This is a genomic window from Streptococcus sanguinis (assembly GCF_050220005.1).
Lineage (GTDB): Bacteria > Bacillota > Bacilli > Lactobacillales > Streptococcaceae > Streptococcus > Streptococcus sanguinis_Z.
Genome location: NZ_CP071413.1, coordinates 582402 through 604727, shown reverse-complemented (window position 1 = coordinate 604727; position 22326 = coordinate 582402). Strand labels below are relative to the sequence as shown.

At 43.0% G+C, this 22326-nt stretch carries 18 protein-coding genes; 11 read left to right on the top strand and 7 right to left on the bottom strand.

Annotated elements, in window-relative coordinates; all coding sequences use genetic code 11:
- Positions 1-112 precede the first annotated feature (112 nt).
- From J1C86_RS03065 to J1C86_RS03050, 4 genes are read left to right on the top strand one after another with little or no spacing between them, the layout of a single operon-like run.
- Positions 113-790 carry a helix-turn-helix domain-containing protein gene (locus J1C86_RS03065; protein WP_002900956.1) on the top strand — a complete coding sequence of 226 codons (678 nt, stop codon included), beginning with the start codon at positions 113-115 and terminating at the stop codon, positions 788-790.
- 3 nt (positions 791-793) lie between these two features.
- A complete protein-coding gene (locus J1C86_RS03060) occupies positions 794-2209 on the top strand; it encodes a Y-family DNA polymerase (protein ID WP_125405545.1) in 1416 nt (471 codons plus the stop codon).
- Entirely contained in the window at positions 2206-2580 is a 375-nt protein-coding gene (locus tag J1C86_RS03055; RefSeq protein ID WP_125405542.1) for a hypothetical protein, read from the top strand. Before J1C86_RS03060 ends, J1C86_RS03055 begins: the two co-directional genes overlap by 4 nt.
- Positions 2558-2851, top strand: a complete 294-nt coding sequence (locus J1C86_RS03050) for a DUF5960 family protein (RefSeq protein ID WP_002902584.1) — start codon at positions 2558-2560, stop codon at positions 2849-2851. The genes J1C86_RS03055 and J1C86_RS03050 overlap by 23 nt, the downstream gene beginning before the upstream one ends.
- Before the next feature lie 305 nt (positions 2852-3156).
- On the opposite strand, the gene J1C86_RS03045 is transcribed toward J1C86_RS03050, so the two are convergent.
- Entirely contained in the window at positions 3157-3687 is a 531-nt protein-coding gene (locus J1C86_RS03045) for a YceD family protein (protein WP_125405539.1), read from the bottom strand.
- Between the two features lie 98 nt (positions 3688-3785).
- Between J1C86_RS03045 and J1C86_RS03040 the strand changes: the two genes are divergently transcribed.
- Entirely contained in the window at positions 3786-4655 is an 870-nt protein-coding gene (locus tag J1C86_RS03040; protein ID WP_125405536.1) for an Rgg/GadR/MutR family transcriptional regulator, read from the top strand.
- A 351-nt stretch (positions 4656-5006) separates the two neighbouring features.
- Positions 5007-6248 carry a transporter gene (locus tag J1C86_RS03035; RefSeq protein WP_125405534.1) on the top strand — a complete coding sequence of 414 codons (1242 nt, stop codon included), beginning with the start codon at positions 5007-5009 and terminating at the stop codon, positions 6246-6248.
- Between the two features lie 125 nt (positions 6249-6373).
- On the opposite strand, the gene J1C86_RS03030 is transcribed toward J1C86_RS03035, so the two are convergent.
- From J1C86_RS03030 to J1C86_RS03010, 5 genes are all read right to left on the bottom strand, one after another.
- Positions 6374-10882 (bottom strand): glycoside hydrolase family 70 protein, encoded by a 4509-nt coding sequence (locus J1C86_RS03030; RefSeq protein WP_125405531.1) that lies wholly within the window; start codon positions 10880-10882, stop codon positions 6374-6376.
- 69 nt (positions 10883-10951) lie between these two features.
- Complete coding sequence (locus tag J1C86_RS03025) at positions 10952-11833, bottom strand: helix-turn-helix domain-containing protein (RefSeq protein WP_002898077.1); 882 nt, start codon at positions 11831-11833, stop codon at positions 10952-10954.
- A 458-nt stretch (positions 11834-12291) separates the two neighbouring features.
- Positions 12292-13671, bottom strand: a complete 1380-nt coding sequence (locus tag J1C86_RS03020; protein WP_125405529.1) for an ABC transporter permease — start codon at positions 13669-13671, stop codon at positions 12292-12294.
- Positions 13672-13746: 75 nt separating this feature from the next.
- Positions 13747-14643, bottom strand: a complete 897-nt coding sequence (gene htpX, locus J1C86_RS03015; RefSeq protein ID WP_125405526.1) for a zinc metalloprotease HtpX — start codon at positions 14641-14643, stop codon at positions 13747-13749.
- Between the two features lies 1 nt (position 14644).
- Positions 14645-15214 (bottom strand): LemA family protein, encoded by a 570-nt coding sequence (locus J1C86_RS03010; protein ID WP_125405523.1) that lies wholly within the window; start codon positions 15212-15214, stop codon positions 14645-14647.
- Between the two features lie 153 nt (positions 15215-15367).
- On the opposite strand from J1C86_RS03010, the gene J1C86_RS03005 reads away from it, so the two are divergent.
- The 5 genes from J1C86_RS03005 (at position 15368) to rsmG (ending at position 21238) form a co-directional block, all read left to right on the top strand.
- A complete protein-coding gene (locus J1C86_RS03005) occupies positions 15368-15985 on the top strand; it encodes a TetR/AcrR family transcriptional regulator (protein ID WP_125405520.1) in 618 nt (205 codons plus the stop codon).
- Positions 15986-16047: 62 nt separating this feature from the next.
- Positions 16048-17331: an MFS transporter gene (locus J1C86_RS03000; RefSeq protein ID WP_125405517.1), complete on the top strand. Its 1284-nt coding sequence runs from the start codon at positions 16048-16050 to the stop codon at positions 17329-17331.
- Positions 17306-19642, top strand: a complete 2337-nt coding sequence (locus tag J1C86_RS02995) for an ABC transporter permease (RefSeq protein WP_125409578.1) — start codon at positions 17306-17308, stop codon at positions 19640-19642. Before J1C86_RS03000 ends, J1C86_RS02995 begins: the two co-directional genes overlap by 26 nt.
- Positions 19643-19699: 57 nt before the next feature.
- Positions 19700-20443: an ABC transporter ATP-binding protein gene (locus tag J1C86_RS02990; protein WP_125409580.1), complete on the top strand. Its 744-nt coding sequence runs from the start codon at positions 19700-19702 to the stop codon at positions 20441-20443.
- Positions 20444-20524: 81 nt separating this feature from the next.
- Positions 20525-21238, top strand: a complete 714-nt coding sequence (gene rsmG, locus J1C86_RS02985) for a 16S rRNA (guanine(527)-N(7))-methyltransferase RsmG (protein WP_125409582.1) — start codon at positions 20525-20527, stop codon at positions 21236-21238.
- 102 nt (positions 21239-21340) lie between these two features.
- On the opposite strand, the gene J1C86_RS02980 is transcribed toward rsmG, so the two are convergent.
- A complete protein-coding gene (locus tag J1C86_RS02980; protein WP_125405511.1) occupies positions 21341-22288 on the bottom strand; it encodes a hypothetical protein in 948 nt (315 codons plus the stop codon).
- Between the last annotated feature and the right edge of the window lie 38 nt (positions 22289-22326).

Here is a 22326-nt window from a genome sequence, read left to right as displayed (position 1 = left end):
CAGTTTACCACACTCTTGATGGAAATAACAATATTCAATAAAGAACTTGCTTTTCTCTATTTTATCTGTTATACTATATGTAACTTTTAAAACGTTACATAGGAGGTGTGATATGTTTTCGCATGAAAAATTAAAAAAACGCCGGCTGGAGCTTAATCTGGCACAGGCTTCCATTTACCAAGAGCTGGGCATCTCTCGAAAGACTTATTCAGCTTGGGAAAATGGTCTAGCAGAACCCCACGCAAAAAATCTCAGGAGGTTGGCCACCTGTCTCAAGGTCCAAGAGAACTACTTTGTGGATGAGACCAGTACGCTCTACACCTACCCTTTACTAACCCCACCGCATAAAAAGGAAGTTGATCAGCTAGCTAGTCAACTCCTAGAGAGACAGCGCAAGGTTAGCTCTCTTACAGCCTATAAAGTTCTATCCGTTGAGCTAGCTGCAGGGCGCGGGCACAGTTACTATGACAATGAAACAGACTATGAAACTGTCTACTTTGATCAAGATATCCAGCACGACTTTGCATCTTGGGTCTCTGGGGATTCTATGGAGCCCAAGTATCCCAATGGCTCTGTTGCCCTTATGAAACAGACGGGATTCGACTACGATGGGGCAGTCTATGCTCTTATGTGGAATGGCAAGACCTATATCAAAAAAGTCTACCGAGAAGCTGAAGGACTTCGTTTAGAGTCTATCAATCCTGACTACGAGGATCTCTTTGCTCCCTACGAAGACCAACCTAGCATTGTTGGTATCGTAGTTGGACATTTTCTGCCGATTGAGGTATAAGCTATGGTCCTATTTGATTATTCACGCGAGCCTCGTTCAGACATTGCTTTTGTGGATATGAAAAGTTTTTATGCCTCTTGCGAATGCATTTCCCTCGGCCTTGACCCTTTAAAAACCTCGCTCTGTGTCATGAGCCGAATTGAAAATTCTGCTGGACTGATATTAGCTGCCACTCCTCTCTTTAAAAAGAATTTCGGCAGCCAGAATGTCAGCCGAAGCTATAATCTTCCTTTTGATGTCCACACCCGCAAGTTCAACTATGCTGCTGCCCACAAGCAGGGACTACCAATTACAGCAGATTATGTGCGCTTTATTGAAGATGCTGCTCAAAAGACCTTATTGGTCCCACCTCGGATGAACTACTACATCCAGAAAAACATGGAAATTCAAAAAATTTTCCAGGATTTCGCAGCTCCCGATGATATTTTCCCCTACTCAATTGATGAAGGCTTCCTAGATTTGACAAGCTCTATCAACTACTTCATTCCCGATCAGACGCTGGACCACAGGACCAAACTGGACCTGCTGGCTGCCCGCATTCAACAGGCTATCTGGAAGAAAACCGGGATTTATGCCTCTATCGGCCTGAGCAACGCCAATCCTCTTCTAGCCAAATTAGCCTTGGACATTGAAGCCAAGCACACAAAACAGATGCGGGTCAACTGGTCCTACGAGGATGTGCCAAGTAAGGTCTGGACTATTCCGACAATGACTGATTTTTGGGGCATCGGTCACCGAACGGCCACCCGTCTTAAGAAGCTAGGCATCCACTCCATTTATGATTTAGCTCACTTTAATCCCGATATTCTCAAAAAAGAAATGGGGGTTATGGGTCTGCAGCTTTGGTTTCATTCTCACGGTATTGATGAAAGCAATGTGCACAAGCCTTATCAGGTCAAGTCACATGGCCTGGGAAATTCGCAAATTCTCCCCCGAGATTACAGACAACAGGCAGAGATTGAACTCGTTTTCCGAGAAATGGCTGAGCAGGTCGCCATTCGGCTCAGACGCTCTGGTAAGAAATGCCAGCGTGTCTCCATCTATGCCCGTTACTCCAAGCAGGAGCTCCTGCCTTCCATTCATACACAGAAAAAAATTGAGCCCACTAACAACAGTGACCGATTGGCTCAAATCGTCGTTCAGCTTTTTCGTTCCAAATATCAGGGCGGGGCTATCCGCCAGATTGGCGTTTTTTACAGTGATTTTGTCGATCAAGGTTATGGTCTGATTTCTCTCTTTGACGATCCCCTGCAAATTCAAAAAGAAGAGGAGCTCCAACAGACGATTGACCACATCAGAGATCGCTTTGGCTTTGCCTCTCTGCTTAAGGGAAATGCTTTGCTGGACTCCTCCCGTGCCATCGCTCGAAGCAAGCTGACAGGTGGCCATTCGGCTGGAGGGCTGGAGGGCTTATCATGACCGACCGATCCTACCTCCCCTATCAGTCAGCTCGTGACTTTCAGGATCGGGGCATGGCTAAGTGGGCTGGCTTTTTCCTCTCTGAACATAGCACTGCTTTGGACAAAAAAGAACTAGATATGAGCCAATTGCCCCAACTTGATAGACAGGAAAAATTCCACTTACTCAGTCAAGCCTACAGCCAGCAAGTTCCCATCCGAATTACCTTTCTTAATAAGGAAAGGCTGACCGACATTACTGCTACAATCTTTCATCTGGACTGCAAGCAAGTCCTCCTGCAGGAAGGTGACCATTACAAAGGCCTTGCTATCCATCAGATTCTTTCGATACATGCTTCAGGAGGAGCAAATGACCACTCAGAATGTACATGAGGAACTTCAATTCGACTATTTTTCCCAAAATTACTATCAATTTCAAGAGGATTTTTATCAATTTTCCAATCTTCCCCAGCCTCTGATGGTCATGGAAGATGACATCCTACTCCACATGGCCAGCCGCCAGGTCACTCATTTCAAACTTTCCAAGACCAAAAGTTTGGACAAGAAAGACCATTACTTCCACTTTACCGTCAGTCGTCCAGACCAAGCAAACCGACTCTGTATCTACCACTATCAAGGCCAAACAGAAGATATAAATCAATAAGCTCCCAAACTTAGTTTGGGAGCTTATTGTATAGGGCTGGCCATCTACTAGTATCTTCTCAATTATTTCTTGCTTTAAGTCAGGGGAATAATATTGAAGATTTGGGCCAGCTATATTGTATTTGAGGTCAATCTGAACCCAAGAAGTGCCATTCTTTTTAGGTTATCTTTTCAGTTCATTTGTATAAACTAATTTCATACCAAAAACACCCCAATCGTTAGATTTTCTGTCTAACTTTTGGGGTGCGGGTCATAGCAATTTGTCTTTTCTTTTATTTTTTATCGATTTCAAAATTTTTACAAGAATTATTCATCAAAAAGTCCTTGCAAACCAGCGAAAGGATTGTTCTTCTCTTTTTGAGCTTCCTGGGCAGCGGCGAATTCCTCTTCTGTCATAACCTGCCAGTCCTGACCAGACAGAAAACCTTGGCCGGCTTCTTCCTCAGCTGTTAGGATTTTCAGTGGGATATTCATCAGGATATTGTCAGCCACACTCTCAGCTATATTAATCTCGCCATTTTCAATCGGAAGCACCAAGTCCTGATCAATCAGTTCCTGCGATGCGGCCTGGCCTTCTTCCATGAAAATTTCGTTGACTAGATAAGACTCCTTGAGTTCCACTGGCTCCATGCTACGACTGGACGTTAAAGTAATGGTATAAGACAGGTCATAATCCAGAAAATAGAGGCCGTCTTCATATTGAACCTTTCCTTTGGCTACAATATCCTGAACATCTAAAATCTCAGTATTGCGCTCTTTTAACTCCTCTGCCAAGTCCAGCTTTTTCTCAAAGGCTAGACCATCTGGATTCTTCCGAATTTCTTGAATATGCAACATAAGTTCCTCTTTGTTTTTTCTTTATATTATATCATGTTTGAGCGCTTCGATGTTATTGAAAATTATTTTGTTATAATAAATTGTAAGGAGGGAAGACAATGGAACATCTGGGACAAGTTTTTAGATTTTTTCGAGAGGCAAGGCACATCTCTTTATCCGAAGCAACTGGCGGAGAATTTTCAAAATCTATGCTCTCTCGCTTTGAAAATGGGCAGAGCGAACTTTCGGCACAGAAACTTTTTAGCGCTCTCAGCGCCATTCACACGGAAACGGAAGAATTTACCGTTGCAGCCGGCATCCAGGATCATCATTCTCACAAGGAACTCTTAAGCCAAATCCAAGACCTGTTGCAAGCCAATCAGCTGGACCTCTTAGAAGAACTTTATCTGGAAAAAGAGAAAATCACTCGAAAAAGTCAGAGCGCTAGCGATTGGGTTGAACGCCTGATTGCGAAGGCCTATCTCTGTGCCCTTAAGGAGTCAGAGAAGGCCAGCCCAGGCGATCTGGATTTCCTGCATGATTACCTCTTTTCAGTTGATATTTGGGGCCGCTACGAGCTCAATCTCTTCTCTGTCTGCACTCCGGTTTTATCTCTAGACTTGTTTTCCCAATACACCAAAGAAATCCTCTCAAGAAAGGATTTTACAGCCTTGTTTGCCAACAATCGCAATACCCTGCATACTACTTTTCTCAATGGTTATCTTCTGGCCATTAGTCAGGAAAACATCACCCAGGCAGACTATTTCCAACAAGTCATTGAGCGACACTTTTACGAAGAAAATGAGACTTATTTCCGAATTGTCTATCTCTTTGCTCAGGGAGAATTAGCTTGTTTGAAAGGGCAAACAGAAGAGGGGCTTACGCAAATGAAGCAAGCTGTCAACATTTTCCGAATCTTGAACTGTCAGCATAGTGCTGACTACTATCAAGAAGCCCTTGATACCGCTTTTCAAAAATATAGCAAATAATGCAAATTTCCGCTTTTAAGCTCAGCGATGTTGAGTTGGAAAGTGGTTTTTTTGATGCAAAATATATTCCAACTTACTCATCTTAACAATTGCACCCAAAAATCGTTGAATATACGCAACATTTCCTGCAGATTGGATTTTCTATTTTATACTAAAAGCAGAAAGAGCTCTCGCAAGTCACTTTCAGAATTTTACCACTTACTTATGAGACCTAACCAGTTGCCGAAAAGCCCTTGTTTTTGGCTTTAAACGGTCTATAATGTTCATCAGAAAGAGAAAAAACAAAAGCTAGATTACAGATGCACCCAATCAGCTTTTATACAATCTTTCAGTTTAGAAAAGGAGCCTACAATGAAATTATTTTTTAAAAATGGGGTCTATGCCTCACTCAGCCTTTCCCGAATCTTCAACACCTTGGGAGCTTCTATTTTCAACATTGTTTTTGTGGTATTTGCTTCCAGCATGCCCAATCCCAAGTTTGCTATTGCTGTGGCTAATTTTATCGTTCTGGTTCCGACATTCTTTACTATCTTTGCTGGTATCAAAGCTGACAAGACCATCCATAAAGCTCGTTGGCTGATTCATTTTGGTTATCTTCAAGCACTACTCTTTGTCCTTGTTGCCTTCATGACTCGCTCCAGCTCTTATCTAGCCTTTTCAGCCGTCTGCTTGATGAATATTCTTTCAGATATTATCAGCGACTATCGGAGCGGTCTCCAAATGCCGATTTTAAAAAAGAATGTTCCAGAGAATGACCTTATGGAAGCCTTCTCTTTTACCCAGCTTATCAGCTTTCTCTGCAGCCTGGCCGGACAAGCTTTGGGAGTTTGGCTCCTAACCGTCAGCCAGCAAGACTTTTTCTTAGTTGCTTTGGTTAACGCCTTGACCTTTCTCCTATCCTCTACCATCCTCTACATAGCCCGCCGCCGATTGACCCATGACCCAGTGGCAATTTCTGAGAAAAAAGCTCCTTTGAAGGAAGAGTTGAAGAAAATGTACACATCGTCCAAGCTCATCTTTGAGCAGGAAGGTTCTAACAATTTTCTCAAACTGCTGGCTCAAATCCTAGTCGTCAACGCTATGGCAGGTTCTCTTATAGCTCTTTATAATCTCTACTTGTTGGACAACCCCATCTTCCAGCTGTCCTTTAGCCAGTCTCTCTTGGTTCTTCAGACAGCTCTTGTCCTAGCCATGGTCATCGCCAGCCTGACTCCCAACGATTACTTTAGCCGCCTCTCTCTAAATCAACTAACCCTCTGGGCTGCTCTTACCATGATTCTGCTTGCTGTCAGCAACTTCTTGCATCTGCCTGTTTTCGTCGGCATTGCTTTTGGATTTTTACTAGCTTATATCTCCGGCAAGATCAATCCCAAAATCAACACCCTCTTGCTGAGCAAATTGCCTTCTGATGTTCTCGCTCAGACTTCCAGCTTTCTAAGTCTGCTCTTTTCTTTCTCTGTCCCCTTTGGTACTATGGTCTTCAGCAGCCTGGCCCTCTGGAATATGAACGCTAGCTGGCTCATCTTCAGCATTATAGGTGTGATTGCTCTGCTCTTATCTATTGAAAAAAAGAAAGATGTTAAAGAAATGTGATAGATCAATTTTGTTTTTATATTTGTTCTCCTAAAAGACAGCAAAAACGATAACTTCCAAACAAGAAGTTATCGTTTTTGTCTATTAGAAAGCTAAAGATTAAGTTTCAGCTATTTCTATTGCTATTAGTTCCAGCCGAAGCGTCTGCCTCTACCATTGCGGTCAAAGTACATCCAACTTCCATCTTCCAGCTGAATCCATTTATTGCGCGCCATTTCACCTGAATTGGCATCAAAGTAACGGTTAGCACCATTGACATAGACAATCTTGCCCTTGACTTGCTTGCCATCTTGGTCGAAATAGAGGGTTTGTTGGCTAACCTGCTGCAGACCTGTCACTGCTTTACCAGCCTGATCAAAGTAGTACCATTCATTCTTGGCACCTTCAACAAACTTGTTGGCTGCCATTTCACCAGAGTTGGCATCAAAGTAACGGATACTCTTGTCTGCAAGTGTCACGATTTGACCTTTGACTTGCTTGCCATCTTGGTCAAAGTAAAGTGTTTGCTGGCCAATCTTCTGAAGACCTGTTACTGCTTTACCAGCCTGATCGAAGTAATACCATTCATTCTTGGCACCTTCTGCAAACTTGCCGACTGCCATTTCTCCTGAATTAGCATCGAAGTAACGGATCGTTTTATCAGCCAGAGTCACTACTTTACCTTTGACTTGCTTGCCATCTTGGTCGAAGTAAAGGGTTTGCTGACCAAGTTTTTGAAGACCTGTTACTGCAACACCATCTGCTCCGAAATAGTACCAGTCACTTGGATTATCACCTTGGGCAAAGCGGTTAGCAGCAGCGTTACCTGAATCCTTATCAAAGTAACGAAGTTTACCATCTTTGGCACGCGCAATCTTGCCCTTGACTTGGTAGCCGTTTTGGTCGAAGAATTGCTGATTGCCACCCATGGTTACCAGACCTCTAGCCATGAAACCCTTGGCATCAAAGTAACGCCAGCTTTGGCCGTCAGTAGTGTAGTAACGGTTGAGAACTTGGGCACCGGTCTTATCATAGTAATACTGATTGCCGTTTTCATCTTCACGGAGAGAGTCACGTAGCTGAATACCATTCTTGAGGAAATAGAGCTGTTTGCCGTCAATTTCTTGCGCGCCTGTCACCAGATAGCCGCGGTTGTTGAAGTAATACCAATTTCCATTTTCATCTTGGATAAAGGCATTCTTAGCCTCATATCCACTAGTTGAATAATACTTAGTACCATTAGCATCACTAACAAATCCAGTGGAAGCTTTCTTATTAACTAATTGCTTAGGCAGTACCATCTCACCATTCTTGTTGTTGAGGTATTCATTGCTAGCCCAGTCTTTAAGAACATAGTAAGCCCCGCGACCTAAGATATTGGTACCGTTGAAGTGTTTTGCTGACCACTTGGTAATCTTCTCATCAGTCGTCATCTTTTGACTATTGGAAATCTGTACTCGTTCAAAGATTTCTGGGTATTTAGCTTTGAGTTCATCCAAGAAGGCTCCACCATACTTGCCTTGATAGTCTGTACCATTCGTTCTAGTATTGGCAACGTAAAGTTTTTCCTTGATTTCTGCGCCTTCACGGTAGGTTCCGTAGTTGTTGACACGAGTTGCCGTTACCACTTCTTTACCTGGCAGGTTGTAGATTTGGTCTGGCACCCAGTCCGCAATGGCTTGGATATTGACACTGTGAAGAGCACGGAGAGCATTGAGCAGGTCATTTAAAGAACCATATTTATTGTTCTTGCTCATTGCCATATCATAGCGGTCTTCAAAGGCATAACCATTCTGGATGATAGAATCTAGGAAAGTACCATCTTGGCTAGATACATATTGAGGCGGCAGCTCAAATGAAGTCACTCCCCATTCCTTGAAGAGGTTGACGTTTTTAGCAATGACTTTATTGGTATATTGGTCATCACGAGTTGCAAATTCTTGGAAGTTAGAGAAGCCTTCGTAAATCAGCTGAGAATCAAGAGCAGGGCTAGACTCGTAAACCTGACCGCTGGCATTTTTCTTCTTGCTGGCTGTTACACGAGCATCCTGATCTGCCTTAGCACCAACTGGTACCAAAACAGCCAGATAACCAGAAACTTGGACATTGCTGTAGCCAGCGATATCGTTCATATCAAAGGTCAAAATACCATTGGCATCTGTCTTCTTCCAGAGTGATTGCGGTACTTCTTCGTCAGTTAGATAGCGGGAAATGCCATCTTTGGTCGTCAAGAGTACAGGGCGGTAGTATTGATTCTTATGGGCTGCTCCCATATTGACTTGCAGTTTATCCCACTCGTTCAGCTTGAGATTCGGGTTGTTAGAAGCAATAACTGCCATCCCTTGGGTACGAGTTTCTGCTGTTCCTTCATCCGTTGCTTCATTGGCACCAGTACCGTAACGAACAGAAGTCAAAATACCATTGTAAGACCATTTGTCAGCCTCACGAGGCACACCCATATAGGTGACTTTCATGTCCTGACCGCCGGCTACATACTTAATACGAGCCCGCAACAAGGCATCGATAGCATCGTGGTAAGGAGATTTTTTCTCCATGTATTGACCGTCATCTGTGTAGAGATCACCATAGTAGACCCGAGTGATGGAGTCCTTGTTGGAGAGCATGAGAGCATGAGCAGTTGGGATATTGAACTGCGTATACTTCTTGTCCGCCTTGCGCATATCTTCGTTGTAGATCTTGAAGGCTTGCTTGAGCTCATCCATGGTAAAGGTCAAACCGTCAGTATTTGGATTGATATTTTCCCGGATGATGTCGGCAATAACGGTTTGCACTTCACTATCATGAGCCCGGACAAAGATATAGTTGGCCATCCGTTCGCCATTTTTCTTTTCAGAAGAACGGTCATTTAAACTATTCGTAATCGTTGGCTCTACACCACTACGGATAGAAAGCTTACGCATGAACGAATAAAGCAAGGAAAAACGAAGCTTGTTGTCAATCGGCAATTGAGCACCCTTGGTATCCTTGTTGTAGTCAGGGTCGTTGTCAGACCAAGCTTCCAAGATAGATAGGTGTTTAATAGCCTGCTCTTCACTTTCTCCAACCTTGTAGCGAGACTTGAAGTAGTCAGAGGCAATTTGGAGCAAGTCTGCATTAACATTGTCTACCGCATCGACACGGACTCCGTCAAAGTTAGCAGTTGGATCATTGGCTACGATGCTGCCAAAGTTCATCATAAAGTGCAGCCAATTGAGTTGCTCAGCCTGAACAGCTGGATTAGAGTTATCAAAGTCGTTGGCTAGTAGGAACTCATAACCACCATTTGACTTGTCAATGAAGTACTTAGGTGTACCAGTTTGACTGGTAGGTGTGCGGTTCAGGATGCGGTACTTAGAATTAGCATGAGAAGTCTTCTCACTATTGGTATAAAGCAGAGCTCCGCCTTGCAAGTGGTCCTTATTAGTACCAGTTGTTTCAGACTCTGTCTTGATATTCCAGTTTGGCTGAGTTTTCACAAATGCGCCCATCAGTGTTCTCAGCCATTTAGTATCGCTCTCTTTACTGATTCTTTCTTCAATTTTACGCTGAACCTGCTGAGAAGCACCTGTCAGGATAGCTTGTTCCACTTTGTTTTCAAAAGCTCCTGCTCCCAAACCTTGCTGGTTCATATAGTTGAGATAGCTAATCTGAGTTTGCTTATCAGGCCACCAAGCCATTAAAAGCGGACGCAAGTCAGTCTCTGTAGACTGAGTCCATGTTTTTCCATCCTTGAGGATAGCTTTTGGACGATACCAGCTATCTGCTGTCAAATAGCCATCAACTGTTTCGATGTCCTTGTCCGTTGTACCATGGAAGGCATTCATTCTGGTAAATTCATTGTTAAGACTGCTAGTACCTTGCTGGAATTGATACTCAGCTGAATCAATCAGTGCTCCAGTCTCTGCATCGAAATAAAGAATTTTTCCATTGAGCTCAACAGCGAAATTCTTTTTAACTGTACCGTCGTCCTGAACATAGTATTTCTTACCATCAATGGTCTTGATGTGAGATAAGACATCATCATCATGCTCAGTATTAACAGGCGCCGCTTGGGCTTGAGCAGCAAGCATTCTTTCAGCTATCGCTCCCTGTCTTTGAGCTGGTTCTGGCAAGCGGTCTTTCTTTGCAACTTTTGGATTTGCAACAATCTTGTCTGTAACAGTCTTCTTTGCTTGTTTGTCAGCAGTTGCTGGACTTGCTTGTCTATCTTGAGCAATTGCTGCAGTTTTAGCAGTTTCTGATGTTGCATTAGCTGCTTTTGCTTCTTCAGCAACGGCCGCTTTTTCTGTAGTTGCTGCTTCTGCTACTGCCGGCTTAGCTGGCTCTTGAGTAGCAGCTGCTTCCGTATTTGCTGCAGTTTCAACAGTTTTTTCACTGGCTACAGCAGCATCAGTCACCTTGTCTGCAGAAGTTGCTTTTTCTGCTTCCAACTGAGAAGCTGAGTTAGCTTGTACTTGAACTGGCTGCCCTGAGCCACTATCCTGAGCTGCAGTTGGTTCTTGAACTGCCACCTGCTTAACATCATCAGCGTGGACAAGACCTGCTTCGAGACCAAGTACTTTTGGTGCTACGATAAGTGCTAAGGTAGTCACACCGATGGCTACCCAGTTCTTCTTAACTTTATGCATCTTATAATGAATTTTTTTCTCCATCATAAAGCCTCCTTCTGAATTTGGTATAAAGTTATACTCTTATTCTAGTATATTTTTAGAAATGAGTCTATTTTATTTGCACATCTGCAACTGCGAAAGGCAAATCCTTTCAAACTGAGCTTTGAGCTTCTGGGCAACACCGAAAGAATCTAAAAATTCCAAGAAAGATAAGCACTCCTCAATATCGCTCAGAGCATAGCTATTCCCAACCTTGTAGGAATAAAGAGCCCTATGATACTTAATCAGCATCCGATCATAAAGATCTGTCTCAGGGATTTTAGAATGGTCAAGATAATTGAGGAATCTCATAGCAACCAGCAAATGATTACTCTCTATGCAGACGCTGATAACATTAAGCAGCATCTTGATAATACGCCGGCGATTCTCCGGTAGATTATTATAAAACTGGGTGCGGTTAATCATCTCACTAGCAAAGGTCTCCAGTGTTTCCAAGGTCAATAGATCCACACTATTAGTAAAGAGCCAGAGCTCATAACGCCCCCACTCCTCAACGGAAAAGAGATAATCGGTCAGAAATTCTACATCTTTCTTGCTAATCTGAAAATCTGGACTGCAGGAAGACAATACTGCTCTAACAACAATTGTATTAAGCCTATAATTCTTCTTCTCAGGGAACTTTTTAGCCAAAGCTTCTGAGCTAGCTAATATACTTTGGAGCTTGACGACATTGTTTTCCTGATAAGCATCAGCTACTTTTTTTGAGAAAAGCGCATCATCTGCCTCAATGTAGTTATGGTAAACATACTGAAATTCGTCTAGAGAAACAGCCATATTCTTTAAGCAGCAATAGAAAGAATCAAGCGTAATACCACTGACTCCCCGCTCAAAACGAGACAGCTGAGCCACTGAAATATCTCCGGCTGCCGCCTCTTTAAGAGACATATTTTTTGATTCTCTAATGACTTTGAAAATTTTTCCAAATGTTTTCAACATATTGAGCCCTCGGTTTCATATATGCAATAAAATTTTTTACTAAATTTAATATACTAGTAATATATTTCGAATATGTTACAAAAAAATTACTTTATATTTCCAAATAATACAAATAGATTAATTTGAAATATAGGAATACTCAATATAGTGATTTTTTCTGAAAGTTTTATGGTTTTCAAGAAAATATTGATTTTATAAGATTCTCAGAAGGGTTCAACCTGACAACTTGAAAACACTAGCTTTTTTAAATCTAGCCTCCTTACTTATACAAAAATAAACTTGGATAATCTGAGGTTCATGGATGACTGAAATAAAACTGTAACACAATCTGAGTAAACATCTTTTTAGACATGAATGAAAGGAAGTAAAATGAATCTGCCTAATGAACTAAAATAGATTTGCCTAAAAAAAAGAGGGAATAGAATCATAAAATTCCCCCTCTTCTATTCCTTTCTGTATCAATCAGGCCAATCAACCATGTGGTCATACCCTTCGTCTATGGAATAGCCTATACTACCACGATAAGAGTATTCTAGCAATGATACTGACCCTTCAGTCAAGTCTTGGTCACTGTCGTTCTTGTTTAACTGGACTAACTTTCCGTCCTTAATTTTAGCAAAAAATTGCTTTTTGCTAGTAACATTATCCTTGTCTGTCTCCTCTATCTCAAAGACATAGTTTCCTGTCTGAAAGAGGGAATAGTCCATATCATGTAAGAATTTTTCTCCTGAATCTGAAGCAAAGAGTCTTTGCTTCAGATTCAGCTCAATTCTAATACTGATCCAAATATCTTCTTTTTCTAGCAATTTCTCATCAGTAAGATCAAAGATAGAATTTAACTTGAAATCTTTTTCCTCAAAGCTCTTGGGTTTTGAGCGCTTAGGATTAGTTATGTACTCTACAGAAACCTCTGTATTCCCATAATGAGGAATGATATTAACACTCTCATCTATATTATCTAGACTTTTTTCTACATTTTCTTTCGTTTTGATTAGATTTTCTTGACTATTTTCCTTTTGGAGAATAACTCGCAGGATGGGAGAAGGAGTTGTTTTCGGATCAATAAACGCAGCTTCTTCAATGCCTCCCGCCTTATTGACTCGAACTTCTTCATAAAAAGAATGCTTGCCAATAGTTACTTTAAATTTCCCAATTGGGTATATATCATTAAAGTCTGGATTATTCGAATCTTCTTCCCCGTATCCACTTGGTACAGTCTCTACCTTAGCATCCATACCCCGCTTTTTGTACTCCTGCTCCAAGCTGCTGAGAACTCGGCTGGTTCGTGTTAATTGGGGAATGATAGGCTGAAAAAAAGCTACAACCATGAGCAAAGTTAGCATGCCATTAACCACATGCCCTGCCCAGAGCAGTGCCTTCTTTCTTTGTCCTTTGAGTCCATACCGACCGTAAAGATAGCTGAGGAAAGACAAAATCGAGCATAGTGGCACAACCCCTATCAACCAGCGATAAGGTTCTATGGTTCGCGTATCTTTCAAAGCAGAGATGAATGGAAATAGCTGAAGCAACAGAGTCAGAATTAAACTGATTGGAGCCAGATGAAGCGAGTCCCTGCTTGTCTTTATACTCTGAATCAGCGAACGAAGGCTCAAAATCAGATAAATAAACAGATAGATCAGAACAACACACTTAAAAATCATACTAAATATCATAAAATGCATTAATATGCTTGTCTTGCCTGAACTCAGAAATTCTATAGTAGATAGCATTAGAACTATAACTGCATAGCCACCCAAAGGAGCTATTATTATAGACAGAATCCAATTAACAATATAAAAAATTGCAAATAAATCTTTAGAGGCTTTTAGTTTTTTCATTACATTTCCTACTTACTATATTATTCATCTATCATTATAGCATAAACAATAAAAAACTGAGATTTCTCCCAGTTTTTACATCTGTCTCAAGCGCTCCACTCGTTCTGAGATAGGAGGGTGCGTATAGAAGAGTTTCTTCAGTCCGCCTTCTTTCTTAGGGTCGCTGATATAGAGAGCTGCACTTGCATCATCGACATGATGTTCCATAGGCTCGCTGCGATCCAGCTTGAGTAGGGCATTAATCATCCCTTGCGGATTGCGGGTCAGCTCTACACTGGAAGCATCAGCCAGAAACTCCCGCTGACGAGAAATGGCCAACTGCACCAAGGTAGCTGCCAGAGGAGCTAAAACGATAGCAATCAGTGATACGATAAGGAGAATAATTCCCAAACCACTATCGTTATCTCGATCATTACTACTGCGCCGGCCGCCACCAAACCACATCATACGGCCAGCCAGGCTAGACAACATGGTAATAGCACTGGCCAAAGCTACAGCAATCGTTGAAATTCTGATATCATAATTTCGAATATGACTGACTTCATGGCCAATCACTCCCTCAAGCTCCTCACGATTCATGATTTGCAAGATACCCGTCGTTGCTGCGACAGCTGCATTTTCAGGCTTAGATCCGGTCGCAAAAGCATTGGGAGAGGGATCCTCTACGATATAGACACGTGGCATAGGAATCTGAGCGACCATGGCCATATCTTGAACAATATGATAGAGTTCGGGCGCTTCCTGCTCAGAGACCTCGCGAGCTCCGTTCATCGCCATGACAACCTCTGTAGACTGAAAAATCATCACTCCGGCATAAATAGCTCCGATAATCAAGGCTAGCAAGATACCACCTACAGCAGACCGCAGCCAGAGATAGCCAATAGCTGCTCCAAGGAGAGCCAAGAGTCCGAAAAAAGCGATAAGGAGGAGCCAAGTCCTCCTTTTATTGCTGGCAATTTGATCAAATAGCATCTTAGTCACCTAGTCCAGTGCTGCCAAAATCAACTTTTGGCACAGCCTTTTCTTCTTCTGGTGTCTTGAGGAAGTCCGCAGCTTTAAAGCCAAACAAACCTGCAACAATATTGCTTGGGAAAGTTTCTAACTTGACATTGTAGTTGCTAGTTACTGAATTATAAAGCTGACGAGAATAAGCGATTTTATTTTCAGTATTGGTCAGTTCTTCCTGCAACTTCAAATAGTTGGTGTTAGCTTTCAGATCTGGATAGCTTTCAGCTACTGCAAAGATTCCAGAAATCTGACGAGAAAGGGCGTCGCTGGCTTGCATGGCTTCGGCTGGTGAAGCAGCTGAAGCTACCTGGTTGCGCAATTGTGTTACCTTTTCCAAGGTTGCCTGCTCGTACTTGCCATAGCCTTTGACTGTTTCTAAGAGGTTAGGAATCAGGTCATTACGGCGTTTAAGCTGTACATCAATTTGGCTCCAAGCTTCCTGAGTCTGCATGCGGCTTTTAACCAAGGTATTGTAAGCACCAACGACAAAGAACGCTAAAACCGCGACAATAATAAGAATAATAATAAAAGTCATGATATACTCCTCCAATTTTGATTAGACTTATTATATCAAAAAATAGAGGAACTGTCTTTATTCTTGACATTGATTTAGAAAAGATGTATGATGAAGGAAAGAATAAACCGACTGCCGGTCGAATAAAATTTTACTACCAAAAAGGATGCAAGCATGGCTAATAAAAAAGACTTTATCTTAGATACCGCACAAAAGCTTTTTATGGAGCAAGGCTTTGATCAAACCTCTATCTCCCAGATTTTAGAAGCGACTCAAATCGCCCGCGGTACTCTCTACTATTACTTTTCTTCTAAGGAAGAAATAATGGATGCCATCATTGAGCGAACCATTGAAAGAGCATTTACAGCTTCCCAAGCCTTTGCTGATAATCATGAACTGACTATATTAGAGCGCTTGGTTGGCAGCATGGCTGCTCTGAATCTTAATCATCAAGAGGGAGAGGAAGTGCTGCTGCATCTCAATCAGCCGCAAAATGCGCTCCTGCACGAAAAGACCAATCAAATTCTTCTTGAACGGGCGCCTCAGATTCTACTTCCCATCATCCAAGACGGCATCACCGCTGGAGATATGAGGACCGACTATCCCTACGAAAGCTTGGAAATGATTCTTACTTATTCGCTTCAAGTTTTTGGCAGCAGCTTTCAAGCTCTACCCCCAGAAAAACAGCAGCAAAAACTACAAGCTTTTCTCTATCTTTTAGAAACTATTTTTCACAGCCGGCAAGGCTACTTCAATCCCTTTCTATCTTTGATTCAAACTCAAAGCAGCTAGAAAGCTAAGCACTAGATTTACTATTTACACTTACTTGCCATTACAAGCATAAGGAGGCAACTATGAAACAATCAGGTTTTAGACTCTTTTTATTGATTTGGATAGGAAGCCTCATTTCAGAAATCGGCTCTGGTATGACTTCTTTCGCTTTAGGTGTTTATATCTTCCAGCTGACCGGTTTGGTTTCTGTTTCTTCTTTTGTTACTCTTTGTGCTTTCCTACCCGGTCTTTTGGTTACTCCTCTGGCTGGAATTCTGGCAGATCGCTATGACCGAAGATTGCTGATGGCCCTGGGAGATGGCCTGTCAGGCTTAGGAGTTCTCTGGATTTACTTTAGTCTGAAGAATCCTGCTTTGATTTTTATCTGTATCGGAGCTGCCATTAGCTCGCTCTTTTCAGCCTTGGTCAATCCGGCCTTTCGAGCTACGATTTCCGACTTGCTGCCTGAGGACCAGTTATCAAAAGCAACTGGTTTGTCCCAGATTAATGGCATTGCCCGCTATCTGATTTCACCAGCCTTGGCTGGAATGATTTTGGCGAGTGGACATATCAGCACGATTCTGTTGCTGGATTTTTCAACCATTTTCGTGACAGTAGCCTGCACCTTGCTCGCTCGTAGGGCCATTCACACACAAGTTTATAGCAGTGATAGTCGTTTCTTGGCGGATTTCCTTAAAGGTTTTCAAATCGTCTATAGAAAAAAAGGAATCTGGATTTTAGTCCTAGCTGGAACAGGCTTTTCCTTCTTTTTGGGAACAGTCCAAATCCTGTTTTCTCCCTTGGTACTGGCTTTCGCAGACGCTAAAACAGCCGGCTGGGTCATGACCATCTCCAGCAGCGGGATGCTGATAGGAGGCTTGGTTCTGGGGATATTTGCTATCAAAAAACACTTCCATCGTATGCTCTGCCTCTCACTATTTCTACTGGGACTCTTCATGGTTGGGCTGGGAATGAAGGAAAACTTCATCTGGATTTGCAGCTTTGGCTTTCTCCTCTTTGCTGCCCTACCTTTCGCCAATACAGCCATTGACTACCTGGTCCGCATCAATATTAACAAAGCTGACCAAGGCAAGGTCTGGGGGACCATAGGGATTATTTCTCAGCTGGGCTATGTGCTAGCTTATGCCGGCATGGGTTGGGTCGCGGACACTCTTTTCAAGCCCTCACTGACTTACTTTGGCTGGCTGGCAAATTCTGTCGGAAAAATCATAGGTGTCGGAGGAGGCAGAGGCTATGGTCTGCTCTTTATCCTATCCGGTATCTCTATCAGCATTGGTGCTTATCTGCTCTCCCGAGCACGTTCAGTAAAGGAGCTGGAATATGTTTCAACGCTTGATAAAAAATGATTTAAAAGAAAACAAAGTCAGCATGCTAGTCATTGGACTTTTCCTGCTTCTGACTCTGACTCTGAGCTTTGCAGCCACTCGCCTGACCGTTAGTCTCACTAGCTCGATTGAGCGCTTTGTGGAAACAGCTAAAAGTCCTCACCTGCTACAGATGCACAGCGGAAACGTCAACCGAGAACGCCTGCAAAACTTCGTCCAGCAGCATCCGGAAATTGCCTCTTGGCAGCTGACAGACTTTGTCAATGTGGAAGGATCAGCCATCCGCATCAATGAGAAAAACTCACTTCAGGACAGCTCCCAGGATAATGGCTTTTCCAGTCAGAACCAAAACTTTGACTTTCTGCTGGATCAGAATAACCAGCCTGCCCAGCCTCAGCCAGGGCAAGTTTATATCCCCCTTTATTATTACAATAGCGGAAAAATCAAAATCGGCGACCAAATAAGAGTCGGCAAGCTGCAGCTGACTGTCCAGGGATTTATCCGAGATGCCCAGATGAATGCCGGTCTAGTCTCCTCCAAACGCTTCCTCATCTCACAGACTGATTTGCAGATTCTGAAAACAGAAGCATTTGCATCTAATGAGAACTTGATCGCCTTTCGAGTGCATAAGCTTAGCCAGATTTCTACTATCGAGCAAGCCTATAAAAATGCGGAGCTTGAGTCCAACGGGCCGCCTATGATTACCTATCCGACTATCAAGATGATTAACGGCTTCAATGATGCTCTAGTCATCCTAGTCATGGGGCTACTGGTTATGGCCATCATTGGCATCACCTTTCTCTGCATGCGCTTTGCCCTATTGACCAAGATTCAAGAAGACCTGCAGCAGATTGCCGTTATGAAGGTAATGGGGTTACCCCAAAGCTTTATCAGCAAGGTCTATCTGACCAAGTATTATTTCTGCCTAGCTCTAGCAACCATCGCTGGATGGGGACTGTCCTTTCTTCTGAGTAGTCCTTTTAAAAAGCAGATGGCACTATCTATGGGGCAAAGTCCGACGCCCTTCTATAGCTATCTTTTGGAAGCGCTAGTGGCTCTATTGCTCTGTCTCTTAGTCTTCTGGCTGACTGCCCGACCTCTAAGCTCCTTTAAGAAAATGACGCCTGGCCAAGCTTTAAGATTAGCTTCTTCCAACAGTCTGACCGAGACTCGTTCTACTCCGAAGATGGGTTTACCGTCTATCCCCTTCTTAGACAGACTCTATTTCGCCCTGAAAACGATTCTGAATCATAAAAAACTCTATTTGACTATCTTGCTCATTGTCAGTCTGATTAGCCTGCTTATCCTGCTGCCAGCCAGTCTCTACGGCACTGTGATGGACAAGAACTTCATCCAGTATCTAGGAGCTGGTCAGGCAGATGTGTTGATTGATATTTCTCAGACTGAAGATATTGATACCAAGGCTGCCCAGCTTATGAAAGAACTGCAGGCAGACAAGGATATCGCAGAGATTAATCAGTACCAGAGCCAGAATTTCTCCTATCAAGACCAGCAAGGTCAGACCCAGCAGTTGCGGGTAACTCTGGGAAACCATGCGGGATTTCCAGTCAAATACAGCCAAGGCCGCTATCCTAAAAACGAGCATGAAATTGCCCTCTCTAAGCTGAAGGCAGAAGAGCTCAAGCTAAAAGTAGGGGACAGCTTGACCTTGACGGTAGACGGTCAAGCCAGAAAACTAAAAGTAGTCGGTATCTACTCAGACCTGACCTACGGCGGCAAAACCGCCAAGGCTGTCTTTGTGATAAAGCAAGCGCAAACGCTCAATAGTCTGACGACCATCCGCCTTAAAGATGCTAGCAACAAAGCTCAAAAAATCAACGAATGGAAAAAACACTATTCCAATTATAAATTAACCGACGTAGAAGACTTTTTCCATCAGACTTTTGATGATACGCTAGCCATGCTCCGCCTGATTCAGATCAGCGTTTTCTGGACAGGACTCGGCATTGTCTTCATCCTTATGACTCTCTTTGTCTATATGATTTTCACCAAGGACCAAGCTGACTTGGCACTTTATCGGATGCTGGGATTTGGCAGTGAACGACTCAGGAGCCACTACCTGCTCGCTGTCTGCTTCATCTTAATGCTGGCTCTGGCAATAGCCAACCTGCTGCTCCTTAGTCTGGGGCAAGAAGTCTGCAGTCTGCTGCTCAGCAGCTTCGGTATCAGCAAACTCCAGCTCATCATCAATAAGTCCCTTACTTTTCTATGGACACCGCTGGCTCTGCTTCTTAGCGGACTCACAGCAGCACACATCAGTCTCCGAGCGCTGAACAAGCTGGAAATTGGACGCTATCTCAAGGAACATTAATCTTAAGCAGATAGCTTTCGAGAGCTTAGCATTTATTTTACATCCGAGGAGAAGCCTATGTTATTAGAAGCACATAACCTCAGCAAAAGCTATCAGGAAAATCAGGAGCCCATTCTCCGCGATTTGTCGCTAGAGATTGAAAGCGGCCAATTCATCGCCATCATGGGGCCGTCTGGCTGCGGGAAATCCACCCTTCTCAATCTTCTGTCCACCATTGACAGACCTGACCAAGGACAGATTCTTTACGAGGGACAGGACCTGCTAGCTATGAAAGACAAGGACTTAGACTGCCTTCGCAGAGAGGCTTTCGGCTTTGTCTTCCAGCAGGCAACCTTCCTGAAAAATCTCAATATCCTAGACAATATCTGCCTACCGAGTATTATTGGTAAGAAAAGCAGCGAGCGAAAGGCAGCCTATGAGCGAGCCAAGGAGTTAATGGCTCTGACTGGCATTAAGGACATTGCTCACCGCTCTATCCATCAGGTATCGGGCGGCCAGCTCCAGCGAGCCGGCATCTGCCGGGCTCTCATGAACCAGCCTCGAATCATTTTTGCTGACGAGCCGACAGGAGCGCTCAACTCTCAGGCTGGCCGTCAAGCTATGGAGCTCATGCAGCACTTCCACCAGCAGGGTGCAAGCATTCTCCTAGTGACGCATGATGCCAGTGTGGCTACCTATGCAGACAAGGTTCTGCTCATTTTAGATGGCAAGATAAAAAAAGAAGTTCTATTTGACCCAGCTGCTAATCAGGATGAACGGCGCCAGCTGCTCTTGGCGGAGCTCAATCAGATTGGCATATAAGACAAGAGGCCCTTTGGCAGAATGCCGGGGTCTCCTTTTTATGATATAATAGGATGTATACTGACAAACAAGGATGAAACTATGACACCGCAAGAATTTTACCAGCTCTTAGCCCAGCAGGGAATCGAGCTGACCGACCGCCAGAAAGACCAGTTTGAGCGTTATTTTGAACTCTTGGTCGAATGGAATGAAAAAATCAATCTGACTGCTATCACCGAGAAAAATGAAGTCTATCTCAAGCATTTCTATGATTCAATTGCGCCCGTTTTGCAAGGCCTGATTGAGAATCAAGAGCTTAAGCTGCTGGATATCGGAGCCGGTGCTGGCTTTCCTAGCCTCCCCATGAAAATTATCTGCCCCCAGCTGGATGTGACTATCATTGACTCGCTCAACAAACGCATCAACTTCCTCAAACTGCTGGCAGAAGAGCTCGGGCTGGACAAGGTTCACTTCTACCACGGCCGCGCAGAAGACTTTGCTCAGGACAAGGCCTTTCGGGCGCAATTTGACCTGGTCACTGCCCGTGCAGTCGCTCGAATGCAAGTTCTGTCTGAGCTAACCATTCCCTATCTAAAAGTTGGCGGGAAGCTCTTGGCTCTCAAAGCTTCTAATGCTCCAGAGGAACTGGAAGAAGCCAAAAATGCCCTTAACTTACTCTTTAGCAAGGTCCAAGACAACCTCAGCTATGCCCTACCAAACGGCGATCCCCGCTTTATCACAGTGGTAGAAAAGAAGAAAGAAACCCCCAATAAATATCCCCGCAAAGCCGGTATGCCAAATAAAAGACCATTATAAGAAAAAAATCAGGCAAAAATTGCCTGGTTTTTTTATGTCACCGACTAGAAGCTCAATGTAGAAAAGAGATGCTACAAGACTACCGCAAGTATAAAAAGTCACTTACTTACTGTCCTGTTCCTCCAGTTTTAAAACATTGATAAATTCTTCATAAGAATTCACCACATGATCTCGACCGTCTTTTGTGATATTACCATAAACAGTTAAGTTATCAAATAGTTGCTTATCTTTCGGTATTAAAAGACTGAAAATGTCTGACATCAGTTTAGGATCTGTCTTATCCATCAAAAGATATAATTGCCCTCCCTGATTCGTCATCAAGTCATAAGCTTTAGGATATTCCTCCTTTAGGCGCCAATCAGAAGATTGTTTAATAACTGAATTGGGGAAATAGAGAGAAGAATTAGTATTTGTCATGCTCTCAGAATAGTAATTTTTAAGGCTTGTATAGTTGACAAAAATACTAGTTCGTCTATCCCCACCCATATTTGCCCCTTCTGGAACATCTTCCACCTTCCCTGTTCCAAGATTGAATAAGACTAAGCGACCAGGCCCTCCACCAATTTTTCTTAATTTTATTGTTCGATATTCTTGATTATTATAGCTAACAAAATAGGTGTAGCTGTCATAAGGATAATAGCCATCGTCATATTCCTGAACAGCTTTAAGTAAGTCGTACTCCTTACGGTCTAAATTATCCGTACTAGTATCATATACTTGAATTTTCCAGTACTCACCCCAAGTTAGATGTTTCAAATCAAAGTCAGAGTCATTAAAACGGTGAACAAATTGATAGCTATCCGTCGCAATATATTTCTTGCCATAAATTGCATCTGAATAACCTCCAAATTTCGATCTATACTTAGAATCTATTGGCCGCCATATAATAGCTACCCCTTGCCTATCTGCAATAAATTCATAAGCTCGTGGTTCAATTGCATAGTTTCTTTCTTTATAACGATTATATGTAAAATATCGATACGCATCGTAAGAGCCAACTAAAGACAAAACAACTACGAGAACTGCTATAAATTTCCATTTTTTCTTCATATTACTCCTTCCCTTTCAGCATGTAAGTCTCCAAAAGC

Coding starts and splice junctions, on each gene's coding strand:
- J1C86_RS03065 (WP_002900956.1), top strand. CDS start 113: ATGTTTTCGCATGAAAAATTAAAAAAACGCCGGCTGGAGCTTAATCTG.
- J1C86_RS03060 (WP_125405545.1), top strand. CDS start 794: ATGGTCCTATTTGATTATTCACGCGAGCCTCGTTCAGACATTGCTTTT.
- J1C86_RS03055 (WP_125405542.1), top strand. CDS start 2,206: ATGACCGACCGATCCTACCTCCCCTATCAGTCAGCTCGTGACTTTCAG.
- J1C86_RS03050 (WP_002902584.1), top strand. CDS start 2,558: ATGACCACTCAGAATGTACATGAGGAACTTCAATTCGACTATTTTTCC.
- J1C86_RS03045 (WP_125405539.1), bottom strand. CDS start 3,687: ATGTTGCATATTCAAGAAATTCGGAAGAATCCAGATGGTCTAGCCTTT.
- J1C86_RS03040 (WP_125405536.1), top strand. CDS start 3,786: ATGGAACATCTGGGACAAGTTTTTAGATTTTTTCGAGAGGCAAGGCAC.
- J1C86_RS03035 (WP_125405534.1), top strand. CDS start 5,007: ATGAAATTATTTTTTAAAAATGGGGTCTATGCCTCACTCAGCCTTTCC.
- J1C86_RS03030 (WP_125405531.1), bottom strand. CDS start 10,882: ATGATGGAGAAAAAAATTCATTATAAGATGCATAAAGTTAAGAAGAAC.
- J1C86_RS03025 (WP_002898077.1), bottom strand. CDS start 11,833: ATGTTGAAAACATTTGGAAAAATTTTCAAAGTCATTAGAGAATCAAAA.
- J1C86_RS03020 (WP_125405529.1), bottom strand. CDS start 13,671: ATGAAAAAACTAAAAGCCTCTAAAGATTTATTTGCAATTTTTTATATT.
- htpX (WP_125405526.1), bottom strand. CDS start 14,643: ATGCTATTTGATCAAATTGCCAGCAATAAAAGGAGGACTTGGCTCCTC.
- J1C86_RS03010 (WP_125405523.1), bottom strand. CDS start 15,214: ATGACTTTTATTATTATTCTTATTATTGTCGCGGTTTTAGCGTTCTTT.
- J1C86_RS03005 (WP_125405520.1), top strand. CDS start 15,368: ATGGCTAATAAAAAAGACTTTATCTTAGATACCGCACAAAAGCTTTTT.
- J1C86_RS03000 (WP_125405517.1), top strand. CDS start 16,048: ATGAAACAATCAGGTTTTAGACTCTTTTTATTGATTTGGATAGGAAGC.
- J1C86_RS02995 (WP_125409578.1), top strand. CDS start 17,306: ATGTTTCAACGCTTGATAAAAAATGATTTAAAAGAAAACAAAGTCAGC.
- J1C86_RS02990 (WP_125409580.1), top strand. CDS start 19,700: ATGTTATTAGAAGCACATAACCTCAGCAAAAGCTATCAGGAAAATCAG.
- rsmG (WP_125409582.1), top strand. CDS start 20,525: ATGACACCGCAAGAATTTTACCAGCTCTTAGCCCAGCAGGGAATCGAG.
- J1C86_RS02980 (WP_125405511.1), bottom strand. CDS start 22,288: ATGAAGAAAAAATGGAAATTTATAGCAGTTCTCGTAGTTGTTTTGTCT.